Below are 16977 nucleotides of genomic sequence, written 5' to 3'. Positions count from 1 at the left end.
ACCAGTACTAATTGCCCGTGAGGCTTGACCATATAACACCCAAACAATTTGTTGTTTGCGTGTGACAGGCCGAAAGCTTGCAAGAACGCGTGAAATTACCGAAGATACACCGATATCACATACCCAATTAGGGGAAGCGACTCAAAACGATTCCCCAACAAATTGCTTGACGACCATAGAGCGTTGGAACCACCTGATCCCATCCCGAACTCAGCAGTGAAACGACGCATCGCCGATGGTAGTGTGGAGCTTCTCCATGTGAGAGTAGGTCATCGTCAAGCACCTATACAGAAACCCCGATCAGCACACGCTGGTCGGGGTTTCGGCTTTTCGGCGCAGGACAAAGCTGTGCGCTATGCGTACTTCTGATCGTAACCGATCCATGGTAAAGCATCGACCCGATCATCGGCAGATGGGGTTCATGGATCGGTTACTCATCACTCCACAAAGTGTAGTGGTCTACTGATCCCGGACACCGATTTAGGCGAGAATCCTCGCCATTAGAGATGTGTTCGATGAGTAGACAGCGACGTAGATTCTCAACCGAGTTCAAGCGCGAAGCCGCGACTTTGGTTCTGGATCAGGGGTACACCGTGGTGGAGGCCTGCCAATCCTTGGGGGGGAGTCCATACACACTTCATGGTGGCCACGCCCTTGGGTAGGCTGATGCCGAGCTCCAGCAGAAAGCCATGCGCTTGGTTGCTGGCTTGGGTCCGCTCACGGACCAGCGCTTCGCGCATGCGATGCAGCACGGAGAGTGTCTGCTGGCCTCCGTTTTGGGCGCCACGAAACGCATGTCCGGTCGGCAGGCGGCTCACAGATGGCCTCGACATCCACGAAGTCGTTCTTGCTAGTCTTTACGAAGGGATGAACGAAATGCGGTGAAATCAGCTTGGTAACATGTCCGAGCTGGTTGAGTTGTCGTGCCGTGAAGCGGGCGCCGGCACAGGCCGCCATGACCACCGTGCAGGCTGGCGGATTGCCGAAGAAGCGCATCATCTGCAGCCTTGCGAAACACCTCACGACCCGCCGCGTCCTGACCGTGAAGGTGGACGCTATGCTTGCCGAGATCGATGCCAGCCAGCGCAACAGTGCTCATGATGATGGTCTCCGAAACAAAACACCCTGCGAGAGCCTAGCCCTCGCAGGGTGTGTGGGGTGACCATCCCATTAAGCCCCAACCCAAGGCCGGGGCATTCTGACGGACGCTGTGCTTGATCAGCGCTCGAGGTGCTGCAGCTTGTCCTTGACGCCATCCCACTCTTCGGCGTCGGCCAGTGCATCCTTTTTCTCGGTGATATTCGGCCAGACTTCGGCGAGATCGCGGTTGAGTTCGATGAACTCCTGCTGATCATCCGGTACCTCGTCTTCCGAGAAGATGGCCTGGGCAGGGCACTCGGGTTCGCAGAGGGCACAGTCGATGCACTCGTCTGGGTGGATCACCAGGAAGTTCGGGCCTTCGTAGAAGCAGTCCACCGGGCAGACTTCCACGCAGTCGGTGTACTTGCACTTGATGCAGTTGTCGGTAACGACGAAGGTCATGTTCTTTTGTCTCCTCAGACAGGCAAGCGCCAGCCATGGCATGGCGCGCGAAATTTTAGCAGCTTGCTATTTGCTTCGTTATATCTGCATCTTCCAAGCATATATCAGCTCAAGCGCCTGGCGAGGGGTGAGATCGTCAGGGCTGATACGCTCGAGTTCTTCCAGCAATGGATGCGCTTGCACGGCGAACAGGTCGTGTTGCAGCGGTTTGCTCGGTGTGCTTTTCGTCGCCGGTGCGGCTGCGTGCTCATGTGGCAGGCTGGTTTCCTCCAGGCGTGCCAGATGCTCACGGGCGCGCGCGATCACCGGATCGGGCACGCCAGCCAGTTGCGCGACGGCCAGGCCGTAGCTCTGGCTCGCCGGTCCCGGCAGCACATGGTGCAGGAACACAATGCGTTCCTTGTGCTCGGCTGCATCCAGATGCACGTTGGCGACCACGGGCTCGCTCTCGGGCAGGACAGTCAGCTCGAAGTAGTGGGTCGCGAACAGGGTGAAGGCGCGCAGCCGCGCCAGATGCTCTGCGGCGGCCCAAGCCAGCGACAGGCCGTCGAAGGTGCTGGTACCACGACCGACTTCGTCCATCAGCACCAGGCTGCGTTCGCTGGCATTGTGCAGGATGCTGGCGGTTTCGCTCATCTCGACCATGAAGGTCGAGCGCCCGCCGGCGAGGTCATCGCTGGAGCCGATGCGGGTGAAGATGCGGTCGACCAGCGACAGCTCGCAGCGTTGCGCCGGCACGAAACTGCCGATATGGGCGAGCAGCACGATCAGGGCGGTTTGCCGCATGTAGGTTGATTTACCGCCCATGTTCGGGCCGGTGATCACCAGCATGCGCGTGCCGTCGTCGAGATTGACGTCGTTGGCAACAAAGGGCGTGCTGAGTACCTGTTCGACCACCGGATGGCGGCCTTGGGTGATGCGCAGACAGGGCTCGTCGACGAATGCCGGGCAATTGAGATCCAGATTCAGCGCGCGCTCGGCCAGGTTGCTCAGTACGTCGAGTTCGGCCAGTGCGGCGGCGGTGTCCTGCAGCGGCGCCAGGGAATCGATCAGGGTGTCGATCAGGGCGTCGTACAGCAGCTTTTCCCGTGCCAGTGCGCGGCTCTTCGCCGACAGCGCCTTGTCCTCGAATGCCTTGAGCTCGGGGGTGATGAAGCGCTCGGCCCCCTTGAGCGTCTGGCGGCGGATATAGTCGGCCGGCGCCTGCTCGGCCTGGACCCGTGGCAGCTCGATGTAGTAGCCGTGGATGCGGTTGTAGCCAACCTTGAGATTGGCCAGGCCGGTGCGGGCCTTTTCCCGCGTTTCCAGGTCCATCAGGTACTGGCCGGCGTTCTCGCTGAGCATCTGCAGTTCGTCGAGTTCGGCGTCGTAACCGCTCTTGATCACGCCGCCGTCGCGGATCACCGCCGGCGGGTTGTCGATAATTGCCCGCGCCAGTAGGTCGGCCAGCTCGGGGTAGGTCTGGATATTGGCCGCCAGCGCCTGCAGGCGCGGCGCTTCCAGTTCGGACAGGTTCTGCTGCAGCTCCGGCAGGGCTGCCAGTGCATCGCGCAGGCGGGCCAGGTCTCGCGGTCGGGCGCTACGCAGACCGATACGGGCCAGAATGCGTTCGACGTCGCCGATCTCCTTGAGGCGCGGCTGCAGATTCTCGAAGCGGTAGCTGTCGAGCAGGCAGCCAATGGCCTGCTGGCGGCCCTCGATGATGCCGCGATCACGCAGGGGGCGGTTCAACCATCGGCACAGCAGGCGGCTGCCCATGGCGGTCATGCAGCGGTCGACCACGCTCTGCAGGGTGTTGTCGCGGCCGCCGGTGAGATTGGTGTCCAACTCCAGATTGCGCCGGCTGGCGGCGTCGAGTATCACCGTGTCGTCCAGCCGCTCGTGGCGCAGGCTGCGGATGTGCGGCAGGGCGCTGCGCTGGGTGTCGCGCGCATACAGCAGCAGGCAGCCGGCAGCGCCGATGGCGAGGGTCAGGCCCTGGCAACCGAAGCCGTTGAGATCTTGGGTGCCGAACTGCTGGCACAGTCTTTTCAGCGCGGTGGCGCGATCGAAATCCCACGGCGCCCGGCGCCGCACGCCGGGACGCTTCTCGGCCGGCAGGCCACTTGGCCAGTCATCGGGAATCAGCAATTCGGCGGGACTGAGGCGCTCAAGTTCGGCGAGCAGCGACTCCCAGCCCTTGATTTCCTGCACGCTGAAGCGGCCGCTGGTGATGTCCAGCACCGCCAGACCGAACAGTCGCTCGTCGCCGAGCAGGGCCGCCAGGAGGTTGTCGCGGCGCTCGTCGAGCAGCGCCTCGTCGCTGACGGTGCCGGGGGTGAGGATGCGGGCGACCTGACGCTCCACCGGCCCCTTGCTGGTCGCCGGATCGCCGACCTGTTCACAGATCACCACCGACTCGCCGAGCTTGACCAGGCGGGCCAGGTATCCTTCGGCCGCATGGAACGGAATGCCGGCCATCGGGATCGGCTGGCCGGCTGACTGACCGCGAGCGGTCAGGGTGATGTCCAACAGCCGGGCAGCCTTCTGCGCGTCGGCGTAGAACAGCTCGTAAAAGTCGCCCATGCGATAGAACAGCAGCTGGTCGGGATGCTGCTGCTTGATTCGGAGGTACTGCTGCATCATCGGCGTGTGGGCGGAAAAATCGCTGTTGCTCATCGCTGTCCGGCTTCAAGTCGCAAAAGCGCCTAGTGTACGGTATCGCATGGACAGGCTTAACCCCGGAGACACGTATGGACCCGATCACCCGGCTTGCCGGACAACTCGGCGAGGCGCTGTTGAGCCGGCGGACGCAGGTCACCACGGCCGAGTCCTGCACCGGCGGCGGTATCGCCGAGGCGATCACGCGGATTGCCGGCAGCTCGCAGTGGTTCGAGGCCGGTTATGTCACCTACTCCAATCGGCAGAAAACCCTGCAGCTCGGTGTCCCGGAGACGCTGTTCGACACGGCGGGCGCGGTGAGTCGCGAGGTGGTCGAGGCCATGGCCCAAGGCGCCTGCCGGCACAGCGGGGCGCAGCTGGCCGTGGCCGTCAGCGGGATTGCCGGGCCGGATGGTGGTACGCCGGACAAACCGGTGGGCACGGTCTGGCTGGCCTGGCAGGATGGCGAGCACGCTTTCAGCTGCCGTCGCCAGTTCGCCGGCGACCGCCAGGCGGTGCGTGAGCAGACCGTGCTTCTGGCCCTGCAGGGATTGTTGCGACTGACGGCAGGGCAAAATCCCGTCGAGGGGTAGGCGGGTAATCTACCCTGTGGAATAATACTGGCTAATTATACAGTTGATCGTGGCCGGCTGGCCGCTCTGAACGAGAGGACTTCAATGGACGAGAACAAGAAGCGCGCCCTGGCTGCGGCCCTGGGTCAGATCGAGCGTCAGTTCGGCAAGGGTGCGGTCATGCGCATGGGCGACCAGGAGCGCCAGGCCGTGCCGGCGATCTCCACCGGCTCGCTGGGCCTGGATATCGCACTGGGTATCGGCGGCCTGCCCAAGGGCCGCATCGTCGAGATCTATGGTCCGGAATCTTCGGGCAAGACCACCCTGACCCTGTCGGTGATCGCCGAAGCGCAGAAGCTGGGCGCCACCTGTGCCTTCGTCGACGCCGAGCACGCTCTCGACCCCGACTACGCCGGCAAGCTCGGCGTGAATGTCGACGACCTGCTGGTGTCGCAGCCGGATACCGGTGAGCAGGCGCTGGAAATCACCGACATGCTGGTGCGCTCCAATGCCGTGGACGTGGTCATCGTCGACTCCGTGGCTGCACTGGTGCCGAAGGCGGAAATCGAAGGTGAGATGGGTGACACCCATGTTGGTCTCCAGGCGCGTCTGATGTCGCAAGCCCTGCGCAAGATCACCGGTAACATCAAGAACGCCAACTGCCTGGTGATCTTCATCAACCAGATCCGCATGAAGATCGGCGTGATGTTCGGCAACCCGGAAACCACCACCGGGGGCAATGCGCTGAAGTTCTACTCCTCGGTGCGCCTGGACATCCGGCGCATTGGTGCCGTCAAGGAAGGCGACGAGGTGGTCGGCAACGAGACCCGTGTCAAGGTGGTGAAGAACAAGATGGCTCCGCCGTTCCGTCAGGCCGAGTTCCAGATCCTCTACGGCAAGGGCATCTACCGCAACGGCGAGATCATCGATCTGGGCGTACAGCAGGGGCTGATCGAGAAATCCGGTGCCTGGTACAGCTACCAGGGCAGCAAGATCGGTCAGGGCAAGGCCAATGCGGCGCGCTTCCTCGAGGACAATCCGGAGGTGCGCAACACCATCGAGGGGGCGATTCGCGCCCAGCTGCTCGCCCAACCGGGCAGCCTCAAGGCCTCGGTGGTCAGCGAGGAAGACGTCGACGCCGAAGTGGATATCTAAACCGCCATGGCCGCTGTGCTCGACAGTCCCGCAGCGGTACGCCGGGCCGCCATGGACCTGCTGGCCCGCCGCGAGCACGGCCGTGCCGAACTGGCGCGCAAGTTGCGCCAGCGCGGTGCCGAAGCCGAGCTGATCGACAGCACCCTCGAGCGCTTGAGCGAGGAGGGCCTGCTCAGCGATGAGCGTTTCCTGGAAAGCTTCATCCGCAGCCGGGCAAATGCCGGTTACGGACCGCTGCGCATCCGCGACGAGCTGAATCAGCGTGGACTGCCGCGTGCGGCGGTGGAGCGGGCCCTGGCGGATAGCTCGATCGACTGGGCGGAAAACCTGCGCGAGCTGTGGCAGCGGCGCTTCGCCGGCTTGCCCGGCGACGCCCGCGAGCGGGCGAAACAGGGACGTTTTCTGCTCTATCGCGGTTTTACCCATGAGGCGGTCAGTCGTTTGCTGCGTGGCGCTGGCGATAACTAGCGCTGTCGTCCCGCAATGAAGAACGCCCCGGCTCGTTGCGAGTCGGGGCGTTCTGCTGTGTGTGGACGGCGAGTTCGCGCTATTCGGCGCGGGGCAGCTCGCGCTGCCAGTTCTCCGGCAGGTTGATGAAGTTGATCAGCTCGCGCAGCCGGCCGTGGTCGCGGCCGTTGAAGTGGAAGGCCAGGCGGATCAGGTGGCGGAACTCCGGTTCATCCTGCTCCAGTTCGCAATACGGCTGCTGATGGAAGCCATCCGCCTGGCACAGGTCGGCGAACTCGTCATGCAGATAGGCGAGGGCTCGGGCATTGAGTGGCCGATTCATGCGCACGGCGAACAGTCCCTTGAGCCAGCGGCTGGAGTGGTAGTTGCGGTAGAAATGGGTGATCTCCACCACCGCTTCCTCCGCGCTGGTGACCAGCTTGAGCAGGTTCATGTCACTGGGCAGGATATAGCCGTTTTCTTCCAGCTGCTCGCGCATGAAGTGCAGCGCATCCTTCCAGTAGCGGCCTTCCGGCACGTCGAGCAGGACCACCGGCACGATCGGACTCTTGCCGGTCTGGATCAGCGTCAACACCTCGAGCGCCTCGTCCAGGGTACCGAAGCCACCTGGGCAGAGCACCAGGGCATCGGCTTCCTTGACGAAGAACAGCTTGCGCAGGAAGAAGAAGTGGAACGAGATCAGGTTGCCGGTATCGTGCACCACGTCGTTGGCGCGCTGCTCGAAGGGCAGGGCAATGTTCAGGCCCAGGCTGTGTTCCAGTCCGGCGCCTTCGTGGGCGGCGGCCATGATGCCGCCGCCGGCGCCGGTCACCGTCATCAGTTCATGATGGGCCAGCAACTTGCCGAGGTCGCGGGCCTGCAGGTACAGCGGGTGGTCCGGTGCGGTGCGCGCTGAGCCGAACACCGTGACCTTGCGGCGCCGCTTGAACTGCTCGAGCATGCTGAACGCGTTCTCCATTTCGCGCAGGGTCTGCATCATGATCTTTGCGTCCCAGCGGTTGCGGTCGGCCTCGGCCATGCGCACCACGGTCATCAGCATCTCGTGGTAGAGCGCCTGATTGGGACTTCCCGGCGGCACGCTGAGGCCGACGAGTTCGTCGACCTTCAGCCCGACATCGATGCCACTGGTCTGGAAGTGTCTCGACAGATAGTCATCCGACTCATAAGCCATGTCATGTACTCCTTGTTTTTATCGTCGCTCAGAGTGCGATCTGCTCACCCGGTTCCGGAATGTTGGCAGTCCACTGCAGGCGATCATGTAGTGCCTGTTGCAGCACTTTCATCTTTTCCAGTTCCCCGTGTACTAGGTATAGCTCCGGTCTGTGGTCGAAGTGCTTCACCCATTCGAGCAATTGCGACTGGCCGGCGTGGGCGGAGAAGCCGCCCAATGTGTGCACCTGAGCCTTGACCGCGATGCGCTGGCGCAGCACGCGCACGGTCGGTGCGCCGTCGACGATGGCGCGACCCAGCGTGCCCCTGGCCTGGAAGCCGGGAAATACAAGGTGGCACTCCTTGCGCCACAGGTTGTACTTGAGGTGGTGGACGATGCGCCCACCGTTGCACATGCCGCTGCCGGCGATGATGATCGCCCCGCTCTGGACCCGGTTGATCGCCATCGAGTCCTCCACTCGGGGCGTGCAGCGCAGGATCGGCAGCCAGTCCTCGACCTTGGTGACCCCATGGTTGATCAGCGTTTCGCGATCCTTGGCGTCGAACTGCTCGTGGAAGCGGTGGTAGATGGCGTTGGCCTGGATCGCCATCGGACTGTCGAGGAACACCGCCTGCTGCGGTAGCCGACCCTGCTGGTAGAAGCGGCCGAGGTGGAAGATCAGGTCCTGGGTGCGGCCTACGGCGAAGGCGGGAATCAGCACGTTGCCACCGTCGCGATGGGCCTGCTGGAGGATTTCGGCCAGCTCGTCGAGGGTGTCCTCGTCGCAGCGGTGATCGCGATCGCCGTAGGTCGACTCCATCAGCACCACGTCGGCCTCGCTCAGCGGGGTGGGGTCGCGCATCAGCGGCGTGCAGGCATTGCCGAGGTCGCCGGAGAACACCAGGCGGCGGGTCAGGCCGTGGTCGTGCACCTCCAGGTCGACGATGGCCGAGCCGAGGATGTGTCCGGCGTCGTGGAAGGTCACCTTGATGCCACGTGCCACTTCCACGGTCTGCCCGTACACCACTGGCCGACGCAGCGTGAGGGCCAGTTCGGCATCGGCCTCGGTGTACAGCGGCTCCACCAGGGGTTTGTCCTGGCGTGCGCGCCACTTGTTTTCCCACTCGGCGTCGCTTTCCTGGATGTGCGCCGAGTCCATCAGCATCAGTTGCAGCAGTTCACAGGTGGCATCGGTCGCGTAGATCGGTCCGCGATAGCCTTGAGCCGCCAGCCGCGGCAGCAGGCCGCTGTGGTCGATGTGGGCGTGGGAGATCACCACGGCATCCAGCTGCAGAGGGTCGAAGGGGAAGGCGGCGCGGTTGTGCGCCTCGTCTTCGCGCCGGCCCTGGCACATACCGCACTCCAGCAGCAACCGCGCGCCGTCGCGCGTCTCGATCAGGTAACAGGAGCCGGTCACCTGCTGAATGGCGCCGTAAAAGGTGAGAAGGGCCATAAAAACTCCTTGTTGCGCGTGGCGCGACCGCCTGCTCGAGGCTCGGCGGGGCCTTGATACAAATCAGCCGCGAAAGGTCTCGTCGATCTAGACTACCTCCAACCCTGCTTTGGAGTCTTGCCCATGAGTCAGCTTTTGCCCAGCGCCGAAGAACTGCAGGCCCATGCGCTCGCCGAGCCGTCCTTCGCCGAGTGGCTGGCGGGGCGTGGTCCGCTGGAGCATACGCCGACCACCCAGGCGGCGGTGTTTCGTCTCGCCCACCAACTGGTGCAGGCCGGGCGCCAGCCCGATCTGGCCAGCGTCTACCGCCTGTTCCAGGCTCTCGATCGACTGACTTGCGCCGGCCTGTGGCTGGTCGTGCACATGACCTACGCCCGCCGGGTACATCTCGACGGCAGCGAGCTGCTGGCCGAGGATTTCAAGGCCCGCCCCGAAGGCCACACCGGCGGCGCCCTGAACATGGTGCCGGCCTATGCCGGCTACCTGGCGTTGAATGCCCTGACCGGGCAGACCCGCGCCTGGACCATGGGCCAGGGGCACTGCGTGGCGGCCATCGAGGCGCTCAACGTGCTGACCGGCAACCTGCACCCGGAGCAGGCGGCGCGCTACGGGCGGGACGCCGAAGGCTTGAACCGCCTGGTCGATGACTTCTACAGCTATGCCCAGGCGCCCGACGGCTTGCCCGGCGTGCCCCTGGGCAGCCACGTCACCCCGCATACCGCCGGCGGCATCGCCGAGGGCGGCTATCTCGGCTTTGCCGAGCTGCAGTATGCCCACCAGCCGTTGTCCGGCGAGACCCTGGTGGCCTTCCTCTCCGACGGCGCGGCCGAGGAGCAGCGCGGCAGCGACTGGATGCCGCGCTGGTGGCGCGCCGAGGATTGCGGGGTGGCGCTGCCGGTGATGATCGCCAACGGCCGGCGCATCGAGCAGCGCACCGAGTTGGGCACCCTCGCGGGGCTGCAGGGCTTCGTCGAGCATCTGCGCCACTGCGGTTTCGATCCGATCCGCTTCGACGGCCGCGATCCGGCCGCCTTCGTCTGTACCCTCTACGAGCTGGAGCAGCGGCTGGCCCACCGGGTGGACGAGAGGATGCGCGGCATCCTCGACTATCCGCTGCCCATGCCCTATGCGATCGCCGAGACCATCAAGGGCTTCGGCTTTCACGGTGCCGGCGAAAACGCCGCGCACAACCTGCCGCTGCCGGGCAATCCGCATGACGACGCCGAATCTCGCCGGCTGTTCAATGCGAGCGCCGCCGCGCTGTGGGTGGCGCCGCAGGAGTTGGAGCAGGCCCTGGAACGCTTCGCCGCCCTGCGCGCCGGGCGGCCGCTGGAGCGCGATCATCCGCTGGCAGTGCGTCATCCCGCACTGCCGCAAATCCCCGAATTGCACTTCCACGAGCAGGCCTGCTCGCCGATGAGTGCCATCGACCGCTTCTTCGTCGAGCTGGTGGCAGCCAACCCGCAGTTGCGCCCGCGAGTCGGCAATCCCGACGAACTGGCCAGCAACCGTCTCGGTGGCGTGCTCAAGGCGCTCAAGCACCGCGTCAGCGCGCCGGAAAGCGACGAGGAGGCCATCGACGGCCAGATCATCACCGCACTCAACGAGGAGGCGGTGGTATCGGCCTGCCTGGCCAATCAGGGCGGCCTCAATCTGGTGGCCAGCTACGAGGCCTTCTGTGTGAAGATGCTCGGTGCCGTGCGTCAGACGCTGATCTTCGCCCGCCAGCAGGCCGAGGTCGGCCGGCCGGCCGGTTGGCTCGGCTGGCCGCTGGTGGCCACCTCGCATACCTGGGAGAACGGCAAGAACCAGCAGTCACACCAAGACACCACCTTCTGCGAGGCGCTGCTGGGCGAGATGAGCGATGCGGTGCGCGTGCTGTTCCCCGCCGACCACAACAGCACCCTGGCGCTGCTGCCGCAGATCTACCAGAGCCGCGGCCGGCTGGCCTGCCTGGTGGTGCCCAAGCGCGAGCGGCCTGGCGTGTTCGACGCCGAACAGGCCCTTCAGCTGGCCCGCGACGGCGCCATCGTGGTGCAGGAGCGTCATGGCAGCGAGCCGCTGCTGCTGATCGCCAACGGCAGCTACCAGCTGGCGGAGATGCAGCGGGCGGCCAAGCGTCTGGAGGAGGTCGGCTATGCCTACCGGCTGGTCTATCTGCAGGAGCCAGGGTGCTTCCGCGCCCCGCGCGACCTGCTCGAGCAGCAGGTGGTGGCCGACGAGGCCCTGCGCGCGCGGCTGTTCCCGGCGCGGATGGGGCGCCGTGTGCTGCTCACCCACATGCGCCCGGAGGTGGCGCGCGGTCACTTGTGGCCGATCCTGCCGGACGCCAGCCAGAGTGCCGCGCTGGGCTATCGCAACCGCGGCGGCACCTTCGACGAAGCCGGCATGCTGTTCGCCAACCGCGCCTGCTGGGCCAACGTGGTGTCGGCCTGCGCGCGGCTGATGGACGTGCCGCGCACCGCGCTGCTGACCGGAGAGGAGGCCGCGGCACTGGCCGGCAAGGGCGATCCCAGCATCCTGCGCTGAATGGCGCGGCCGCGGCCCACGGCGGTCGGACAGGGCGACTGGCGGGTGGTTTAGGGGGACGCTGAGTTCAGCGCAGGCCGCAGTCCGCGGCCTGGAAGCGCTCGGTGGTCACCGGGCGGTTGCTCTTGTGCTCGCTGAAGGAGTAGGTCAGCACCGCCCCCTGGCTCAGCAACTGACGGTATCCCGGGTTCTGGCAGACGCTGGCGCGCAGCTGCTGGCGGACCGCGTCCGGATTGCCGCGCATCTCGGTGGCGTGCGAGGCACGCACGCTGAGGTGATTGATCAACTGGTTGCCCTCGACCGTGTAGCCCTGGTCGAGGATGTCCGCGTTGATTGCCCGCGGTGTACCGACACTGCTTTGCTTGGCCACGGCCTTGAGCTGCTTGTTCAGCTCGAAGTCCTGCAGCGAGGCCGCCTGGAGGGTGGATGCGGCCAGCAGGGCGGCCAGCAGGGTGAAGATACGGTGCATGGGAATACTCCTGGAAAGCCTGACCCTTCGACCTGCAGTTGGGCGGCAGGTTCGCGGTGCCCCATCATACCCTTGGCGCTGGTCCGCGCGTGCGGCTCTGCTAGACTGCCGCGCCTTTTCCAGGCTGTCCGGGCAAACCCCTTGGAGTTCGCATGCCTCTATTCGCCGTCGCGCCTCGTTCGTTGTCGTTGCCTGCCGGGCCAGGTGCCGGTCGATGAGCAACAGTGTCGCCCGCTTGCGCACCGAGCGCCTGGCCCGCAGCCTCAAGCCCTTCGTCGCCCGCGGCTCGCGCATACCGCGCTGCGCGGACTGCCGGCTGGCGCACAGCCACTGCATGTGCGCCTGGCGCCCCCGGGTGGTGGCGCACGCCGGCGTGTGTCTGCTGATGCACGACATCGAGGCGCTCAAACCAAGCAACACCGGCTGGCTGATCGCCGACGTGGTGGCCGACAACAGCGCCTTCGGCTGGTCGCGGGTCGAGGTGGACGAGCGCCTGCTGGCGCTGCTCGAGGATCCGCAGTGGCAACCCTACGTGGTGTTCCCGGCCGAGTATGCCGAGCCGCCGCGGGTGGTGCAGACGGTCGAGCCGGCCAGCGGCAAGCGTCCGCTGTTCATCCTGCTGGATGCCACCTGGACCGAAGCGCGCAAGATGTTCCGCAAGAGCCCCTACCTGGATCGTTTCCCGGTGCTCAGCCTGACGCCCGAGCAGCAGTCGCGCTATCGCCTGCGTCGTTCGACGCGCGGCGAGCACCTGTGCACCGCGGAGGTGGCGGCCATGTGCCTGGATCTGGCCGGCGACAGTCCCGCAGCCGAGGCGCTGGATGCCTATCTCGACGTGTTCAGCGAGCGCTATCTCGGCTTCAAGCGTCAGCTGCCGCTGGACGAGCACAGCGCGGCCCACCGGCGGCTGCGCCCGTTCACGCCCTGAGCGCGTCGGCACGCCGTGGCCACAGCTGGGCAACCAGCATGCCGGCGAGCATCAGCGTGCAGCCCAGGTAGCCGCGTGGCGCCAGCGATTCGCCGAGCACCAGGGCGCCGGCGATGGCGGCGAACACCGCTTCCAGGGACAGGATGATCGCCGCGTGCGAGGCGATGGCGTGCTGCTGCGCCACCACCTGCAGGGTGTAGCCGATGCCCACCGAGATCAATCCGCCATAGAGGATGGCCGGTCCGGCGCGCAGGATGGCCGCGCTGTCGATCTCCTCGAACAGCAGGGCCAGCAGCAGGCTCAACCCGGCACAGGTGAGAAACTGCAGGAAGGCGATGCGCACCGGGTCGTGGCGGCTGGCCAGGGCGCCGACCAGCAGCACGTGCACGCCCCAGGCCAGCGCGCCGGCCAGTTGCAGCCAGTCGCCGGGGGCCACCCGGAAGTCTGCGCCGATGCTCAGCAGGGCCATGCCGACGACCGCCAGGCTGGCGCCCAGCCAGGTGCCGAGGCCGGTACGCTGGCCGATCAACAGGCCGAGCAGCGGCACCATGATCACATACAGGCCGGTGATGAAGCCGGCGTTGGTCACGCTGGTAAACAGCAGGCCGACCTGCTGCAGGTTGATGCCGAGGGTCAGCGCCAGACCGAGCAGCAGTCCGCCGAGCAGCAGGCTGCGGCTGATCGGCGCTGGCGCGGCGGTGCCGGCTGGCCGATACAGCAGCAGCGGCAGCAGCACCAGGGCACCGAGGGCGAAGCGCAGGCCGGAGTACAGCAAGGGGCCGATCTCGTTCATGCCCAGACGCTGGGCGACGAAGGTGGTGCCCCAGATGAGGGCAGTGAGCAGCATCAGCAGGTCGGCACGCAAGGCCTGGCTACGCATGGGGACTCCTTGGAAAAAAAGGCGAAAATTGGCATCGACAAGGTAGAATCAGGGAACTCGCGCGACCCTATGAGGGTCGCGCCGCAAGGCCCCAGTGGCTTTGCGGGTATTTTTCTTGACCGGGTAGGGTGTGCTCGGCATCCTGAGCGCCGCTTGCGCCTCCCGTCCGTTCAGAACAACAACAGGAACCCTCATGGCCGCCTACGAAATACTGATTGCCGACGACCATCCGTTGTTTCGCAGCGCCCTGCAACAGGCTCTGAGCATGGGGCTGGGTTCGGAGGCCCATCTGGTGGAGGTGGCCAGTATCGCCGAGCTGGAAGCGCGACTGAACGAAAAGCGCGACTGGGATCTGGTCCTGCTCGACCTCAACATGCCCGGCGCCTACGGCTTTTCCGGTCTGGTGCTGCTGCGTGGCCAATATCCGCAGATCCCGGTGGTGATGGTTTCGGCTCAGGAAGAGGCGGCGGTGGTGCAGCGATCGCGCGAATTCGGCGCCAGCGGCTTCATTCCCAAGTCCAGCCCGCTGGAAACCATCCAGCTGGCGGTGCGCGCGGTGCTCGATGGCGATGTCTGGTGGCCGCCGCAGCTCGAGGAAGCCGCCGCCCTCAGCGACGAGGTGCGGGCCGTCAGCGAGGGGCTGGCCAGCCTGACCCCGCAGCAGTTCCGGGTGCTGACCATGGTCTGCGAAGGGCTGCTGAACAAGCAGATCGCCTACGAGCTGAGCGTCTCGGAGGCCACGGTCAAGGCTCACGTCACCGCGATCTTCCGCAAGCTGGGTGTGCGTACCCGCACCCAGGCGGCGCTGTTGCTGCAACAGATGGAGTCGCTGCCGGCGGCCTGATCCCGCCTGGCAGGGCAGGCGTGCCTCTGCGTGCGGCTACTTGACGTTTTTTTCAGGCCGCCGCTGCCAGACTGCCGGCCTCCCTCGCTACGGACGCCCGCACATGCTGTCACCCTTCAAGGGCCAGACCGGCCTCAAACGCATCCTCAACGCTGCCGGCTATTCGTGGGATGGCCTGCGCGCGGCCTTCGGCGGCGAAGCGGCGTTCCGCCAGCTGGTGCTGCTCAATGGCGTGCTGCTGCCGCTGGCCTTCCTGCTCGACGTCAGTCGCGGCGAGCGCGCCATCCTGATCGCCGTGTGCCTGCTGGCGCTGATCGTCGAGCTGCTCAACTCGGCGGTGGAGGCGGCGATCGACCGCATCTCCCTCGAGCGTCACCCCCTGTCGAAGAACGCCAAGGACATGGGCAGCGCCGCCCAGGCGGTGGCGCTGTCGATGATCGCCCTGGTGTGGGGCGTCATCCTGCTCGGCTGAGCCGTTCCCTCAGGGAATCTCCTGCAGGGCAATCTGGTCGCTGTGCTGCACGCCGGCGGTGAAACTGCGGCACAGATCGACGAACTCGCGCATGGCGCTGCTCTGGTACTTCTGCTTGTGCCAGATGAAGCTGAACTGCCGGCGCAGATCGAGTTCCGGGGTTGCCACCGCCACCAGACTGCCGCGGCGGAAGGCGTCGCGCAGCGCCAGGCGCGAGATGCAGCCGATGCCCAGCCCTGACTCCACCGCGCGCTTGATCGCCTCGGTGTGTTCCAGCTCCAGACGGATGTTCAGCGGTACCGGGTGATGGCGCATGCCCTGGTCGAAGGTCAGCCGGGTGCCCGAGCCCTGTTCGCGGAGTATCCACGCTTCCTGCACCAGCTCGTCGAGACTCGCCGTGCGCCGCTGCGCCAGCGGGTGCTGCGGCGCGCAGAACACCACCAGCTCGTCCTCGACCCACGGCTGCACCTCAATGTCCGGATGCTGGCAGTCGCCTTCGATCAGGCCCAGATCCAGGCCGTGCTGGGCGACCCCCTGTACCACATGGCTGGTGTTCTGCACGTGCAGGCGTACCCGGCATTCCGGATGGGCCTGCATGAAGCGGCCGATCAGCAGGGTGGCCAGGTAGTTGCCAATGGTCAGGGTCGCCCCCAGCTGCAGCGAGCCGAAGCCGCTCTTGCCCTGCAGCAGCAGCTCGATTTCCTCGGCGCGGTCGAGCAGGGCCACCGCCTTGGGCAGCAGCTGGGCACCCAGGGCGCTGAGCGCCAGGCGCTTGCCGATGCGGTCGAACAGCGGGCTGTCGTAGTGGCGCTCCAGCTCGGCCAGCGAGGTGCTGGCCGCCGACTGCGACAGGGCCAGCGACTCGGCCGCGCGCGACACGCTTTCCAGCCGGGCGATGGCGACGAACACCTGCACTTGCCTCAGGGTAAAACGCATATCGATATAACCTATAAAGAATATTCTGATTATTCATTTAACGGATACTTTGCGCCTGCCTAGAATAGAGAGCAACAGAGCCAGTCGGCCTCTTTCTGCAAGGAGTCATCGCATGAGCAACCTGGTGAGCGAGCGCGTCGTCAGTGTCCACCACTGGAACGACACCCTGTTCAGCTTCAAGACCACCCGCAACCAGGGGCTGCGTTTCGAAAATGGCCAGTTCGTGATGATCGGTCTGGAAGTCGAGGGGCGTCCGCTCATGCGTGCCTACAGCATCGCCAGCCCCAACTACGAGGAGCACCTGGAGTTCTTCAGCATCAAGGTGCCGAACGGCCCGCTGACCTCGCGCCTGCAGCACCTGCAGCCGGGCGACGAGCTGAAGGTCAGCCGCAAGCCGACCGGCACGCTGATCCTCAGCGACCTGCTGCCGGGTAAGCACCTGTACCTGCTCGGCACCGGAACCGGCCTGGCGCCGTTCATGAGTGTGATCCAGGATCCGGAAACATACGAGCGCTTCGACAAGGTCATCCTCGTCCACGGCGTGCGCTGGGTCAGCGAGCTGGCCTACGCCGACTTCATCACCAACGAGCTGCCGCAGCACGAGTACTTCGGCGAGATGGTCCGCGACAAGCTGATCTACTACCCGACCGTGACCCGCGAGCCGTTCCGCAACCAGGGGCGCATGACCGACCTGATGCGCAGCGGCAAGCTGTTCAGCGACATCGGCCTGCCGCCGATCAACCCGCAGGACGACCGCGCCATGCTCTGCGGCAGCCCGAGCATGCTCGATGAAACCAGCCAGGTATTGGACAGCTTCGGCCTCAAGGTGTCGCCGCGCATGGGCGACCCAGGCGACTACCTGATCGAGCGCGCCTTCGTCGAGAAGTAAGGCAAACGGCGCGTGGCAAAACGGCGGAATTCCGTGAGGGGTTCCGCCGT

The 16977-nt window shown here is 65.4% G+C and carries 15 protein-coding genes, 1 rRNA gene and 2 pseudogenes; 10 read left to right on the top strand and 8 right to left on the bottom strand.

The features are described 5' to 3' along the window. The first annotated feature begins 165 nt into the window (after positions 1–165). Both rrf and BMZ19_RS21335 read left to right on the top strand, forming a co-directional pair. A 5S ribosomal RNA gene (gene rrf, locus BMZ19_RS21340) occupies positions 166–281 on the top strand. Positions 282–515: 234 nt separating this feature from the next. Continuing rightward, a pseudogene (locus BMZ19_RS21335) lies at positions 516–617 on the top strand (transposase); the annotation flags it as partial. Between the two features lie 18 nt (positions 618–635). Here the strand turns inward: BMZ19_RS21335 and BMZ19_RS21330 are convergent. From BMZ19_RS21330 to mutS, 3 genes and pseudogenes are all read right to left on the bottom strand, one after another. Further along, positions 636–1099, bottom strand: a pseudogene (locus BMZ19_RS21330) (IS110 family transposase); the annotation flags it as partial. Positions 1100–1218: 119 nt separating this feature from the next. After that, positions 1219–1542 carry a ferredoxin FdxA gene (fdxA, locus tag BMZ19_RS21325; protein ID WP_090313659.1) on the bottom strand — a complete coding sequence of 108 codons (324 nt, stop codon included), beginning with the start codon at positions 1540–1542 and terminating at the stop codon, positions 1219–1221. Between the two features lie 78 nt (positions 1543–1620). Then, positions 1621–4200, bottom strand: coding sequence for a DNA mismatch repair protein MutS (gene mutS, locus BMZ19_RS21320; RefSeq protein ID WP_170847827.1), 2580 nt, complete (start codon positions 4198–4200; stop codon positions 1621–1623). A gap of 74 nt (positions 4201–4274) precedes the next feature. On the opposite strand from mutS, the gene BMZ19_RS21315 reads away from it, so the two are divergent. The 3 genes from BMZ19_RS21315 (at position 4275) to recX (ending at position 6377) form a co-directional block, all read left to right on the top strand. Continuing rightward, entirely contained in the window at positions 4275–4775 is a 501-nt protein-coding gene (locus BMZ19_RS21315) for a CinA family protein (RefSeq protein WP_090313657.1), read from the top strand. 84 nt (positions 4776–4859) lie between these two features. Then, entirely contained in the window at positions 4860–5909 is a 1050-nt protein-coding gene (recA, locus tag BMZ19_RS21310; RefSeq protein WP_090313655.1) for a recombinase RecA, read from the top strand. Between the two features lie 6 nt (positions 5910–5915). Continuing rightward, positions 5916–6377 carry a recombination regulator RecX gene (gene recX / locus BMZ19_RS21305; protein WP_090313653.1) on the top strand — a complete coding sequence of 154 codons (462 nt, stop codon included), beginning with the start codon at positions 5916–5918 and terminating at the stop codon, positions 6375–6377. A gap of 79 nt (positions 6378–6456) precedes the next feature. On the opposite strand, the gene BMZ19_RS21300 is transcribed toward recX, so the two are convergent. Beyond that, on the bottom strand, positions 6457–7548 hold the full coding sequence (locus tag BMZ19_RS21300; protein WP_090313651.1) for an LOG family protein: 1092 nt from the start codon (positions 7546–7548) through the stop codon (positions 6457–6459). 28 nt (positions 7549–7576) lie between these two features. Further along, complete coding sequence (locus BMZ19_RS21295; protein ID WP_090313649.1) at positions 7577–8980, bottom strand: MBL fold metallo-hydrolase RNA specificity domain-containing protein; 1404 nt, start codon at positions 8978–8980, stop codon at positions 7577–7579. 123 nt (positions 8981–9103) lie between these two features. Here BMZ19_RS21295 and BMZ19_RS21290 point away from each other — a divergent pair, with 123 nt between their 5' ends. After that, positions 9104–11509, top strand: coding sequence for a phosphoketolase family protein (locus BMZ19_RS21290; protein ID WP_090313647.1), 2406 nt, complete (start codon positions 9104–9106; stop codon positions 11507–11509). Between the two features lie 67 nt (positions 11510–11576). Here the strand turns inward: BMZ19_RS21290 and BMZ19_RS21285 are convergent, their stop codons facing one another. Continuing rightward, complete coding sequence (locus BMZ19_RS21285) at positions 11577–11978, bottom strand: quorum-sensing-regulated virulence factor family protein (RefSeq protein WP_090313645.1); 402 nt, start codon at positions 11976–11978, stop codon at positions 11577–11579. A 214-nt stretch (positions 11979–12192) separates the two neighbouring features. On the opposite strand from BMZ19_RS21285, the gene BMZ19_RS21280 reads away from it, so the two are divergent. Then, entirely contained in the window at positions 12193–12906 is a 714-nt protein-coding gene (locus BMZ19_RS21280; RefSeq protein WP_090313643.1) for a tRNA-uridine aminocarboxypropyltransferase, read from the top strand. On the opposite strand, the gene BMZ19_RS21275 is transcribed toward BMZ19_RS21280, so the two are convergent. Then, positions 12896–13786: a DMT family transporter gene (locus BMZ19_RS21275; RefSeq protein WP_090313641.1), complete on the bottom strand. Its 891-nt coding sequence runs from the start codon at positions 13784–13786 to the stop codon at positions 12896–12898. The genes BMZ19_RS21280 and BMZ19_RS21275 overlap by 11 nt on opposite strands. A 193-nt stretch (positions 13787–13979) precedes the next feature. Here BMZ19_RS21275 and erdR point away from each other — a divergent pair, with 193 nt between their 5' ends. Beyond that, the gene (gene erdR, locus BMZ19_RS21270) at positions 13980–14630 is read left to right on the top strand and encodes a response regulator transcription factor ErdR (RefSeq protein WP_090313639.1); all 651 of its coding nucleotides are present in this window, start codon (positions 13980–13982) and stop codon (positions 14628–14630) included. Between the two features lie 103 nt (positions 14631–14733). Further along, complete coding sequence (locus tag BMZ19_RS21265) at positions 14734–15102, top strand: diacylglycerol kinase (protein WP_170847826.1); 369 nt, start codon at positions 14734–14736, stop codon at positions 15100–15102. 9 nt (positions 15103–15111) lie between these two features. Here the strand turns inward: BMZ19_RS21265 and BMZ19_RS21260 are convergent, their stop codons facing one another. After that, the gene (locus tag BMZ19_RS21260; RefSeq protein ID WP_090313637.1) at positions 15112–16038 is read right to left on the bottom strand and encodes a LysR family transcriptional regulator; all 927 of its coding nucleotides are present in this window, start codon (positions 16036–16038) and stop codon (positions 15112–15114) included. Positions 16039–16150: 112 nt separating this feature from the next. On the opposite strand from BMZ19_RS21260, the gene fpr reads away from it, so the two are divergent. Continuing rightward, positions 16151–16927 (top strand): ferredoxin-NADP reductase, encoded by a 777-nt coding sequence (fpr, locus tag BMZ19_RS21255; RefSeq protein ID WP_090313636.1) that lies wholly within the window; start codon positions 16151–16153, stop codon positions 16925–16927. The last annotated feature ends 50 nt before the right edge of the window (positions 16928–16977 follow it).

Origin of the sequence: Pseudomonas linyingensis (assembly GCF_900109175.1) — a bacterium.
GTDB lineage: Bacteria > Pseudomonadota > Gammaproteobacteria > Pseudomonadales > Pseudomonadaceae > Geopseudomonas > Geopseudomonas linyingensis.
The sequence above is the reverse complement of the archived record's forward strand: the minus strand, read 5'-3'. Positions and strand labels throughout refer to the sequence as shown.

Coding starts and splice junctions, on each gene's coding strand:
- fdxA (WP_090313659.1), bottom strand. CDS start 1,542: ATGACCTTCGTCGTTACCGACAACTGCATCAAGTGCAAGTACACCGAC.
- mutS (WP_170847827.1), bottom strand. CDS start 4,200: ATGAGCAACAGCGATTTTTCCGCCCACACGCCGATGATGCAGCAGTAC.
- BMZ19_RS21315 (WP_090313657.1), top strand. CDS start 4,275: ATGGACCCGATCACCCGGCTTGCCGGACAACTCGGCGAGGCGCTGTTG.
- recA (WP_090313655.1), top strand. CDS start 4,860: ATGGACGAGAACAAGAAGCGCGCCCTGGCTGCGGCCCTGGGTCAGATC.
- recX (WP_090313653.1), top strand. CDS start 5,916: ATGGCCGCTGTGCTCGACAGTCCCGCAGCGGTACGCCGGGCCGCCATG.
- BMZ19_RS21300 (WP_090313651.1), bottom strand. CDS start 7,548: ATGGCTTATGAGTCGGATGACTATCTGTCGAGACACTTCCAGACCAGT.
- BMZ19_RS21295 (WP_090313649.1), bottom strand. CDS start 8,980: ATGGCCCTTCTCACCTTTTACGGCGCCATTCAGCAGGTGACCGGCTCC.
- BMZ19_RS21290 (WP_090313647.1), top strand. CDS start 9,104: ATGAGTCAGCTTTTGCCCAGCGCCGAAGAACTGCAGGCCCATGCGCTC.
- BMZ19_RS21285 (WP_090313645.1), bottom strand. CDS start 11,978: ATGCACCGTATCTTCACCCTGCTGGCCGCCCTGCTGGCCGCATCCACC.
- BMZ19_RS21280 (WP_090313643.1), top strand. CDS start 12,193: ATGAGCAACAGTGTCGCCCGCTTGCGCACCGAGCGCCTGGCCCGCAGC.
- BMZ19_RS21275 (WP_090313641.1), bottom strand. CDS start 13,786: ATGCGTAGCCAGGCCTTGCGTGCCGACCTGCTGATGCTGCTCACTGCC.
- erdR (WP_090313639.1), top strand. CDS start 13,980: ATGGCCGCCTACGAAATACTGATTGCCGACGACCATCCGTTGTTTCGC.
- BMZ19_RS21265 (WP_170847826.1), top strand. CDS start 14,734: ATGCTGTCACCCTTCAAGGGCCAGACCGGCCTCAAACGCATCCTCAAC.
- BMZ19_RS21260 (WP_090313637.1), bottom strand. CDS start 16,038: ATGCGTTTTACCCTGAGGCAAGTGCAGGTGTTCGTCGCCATCGCCCGG.
- fpr (WP_090313636.1), top strand. CDS start 16,151: ATGAGCAACCTGGTGAGCGAGCGCGTCGTCAGTGTCCACCACTGGAAC.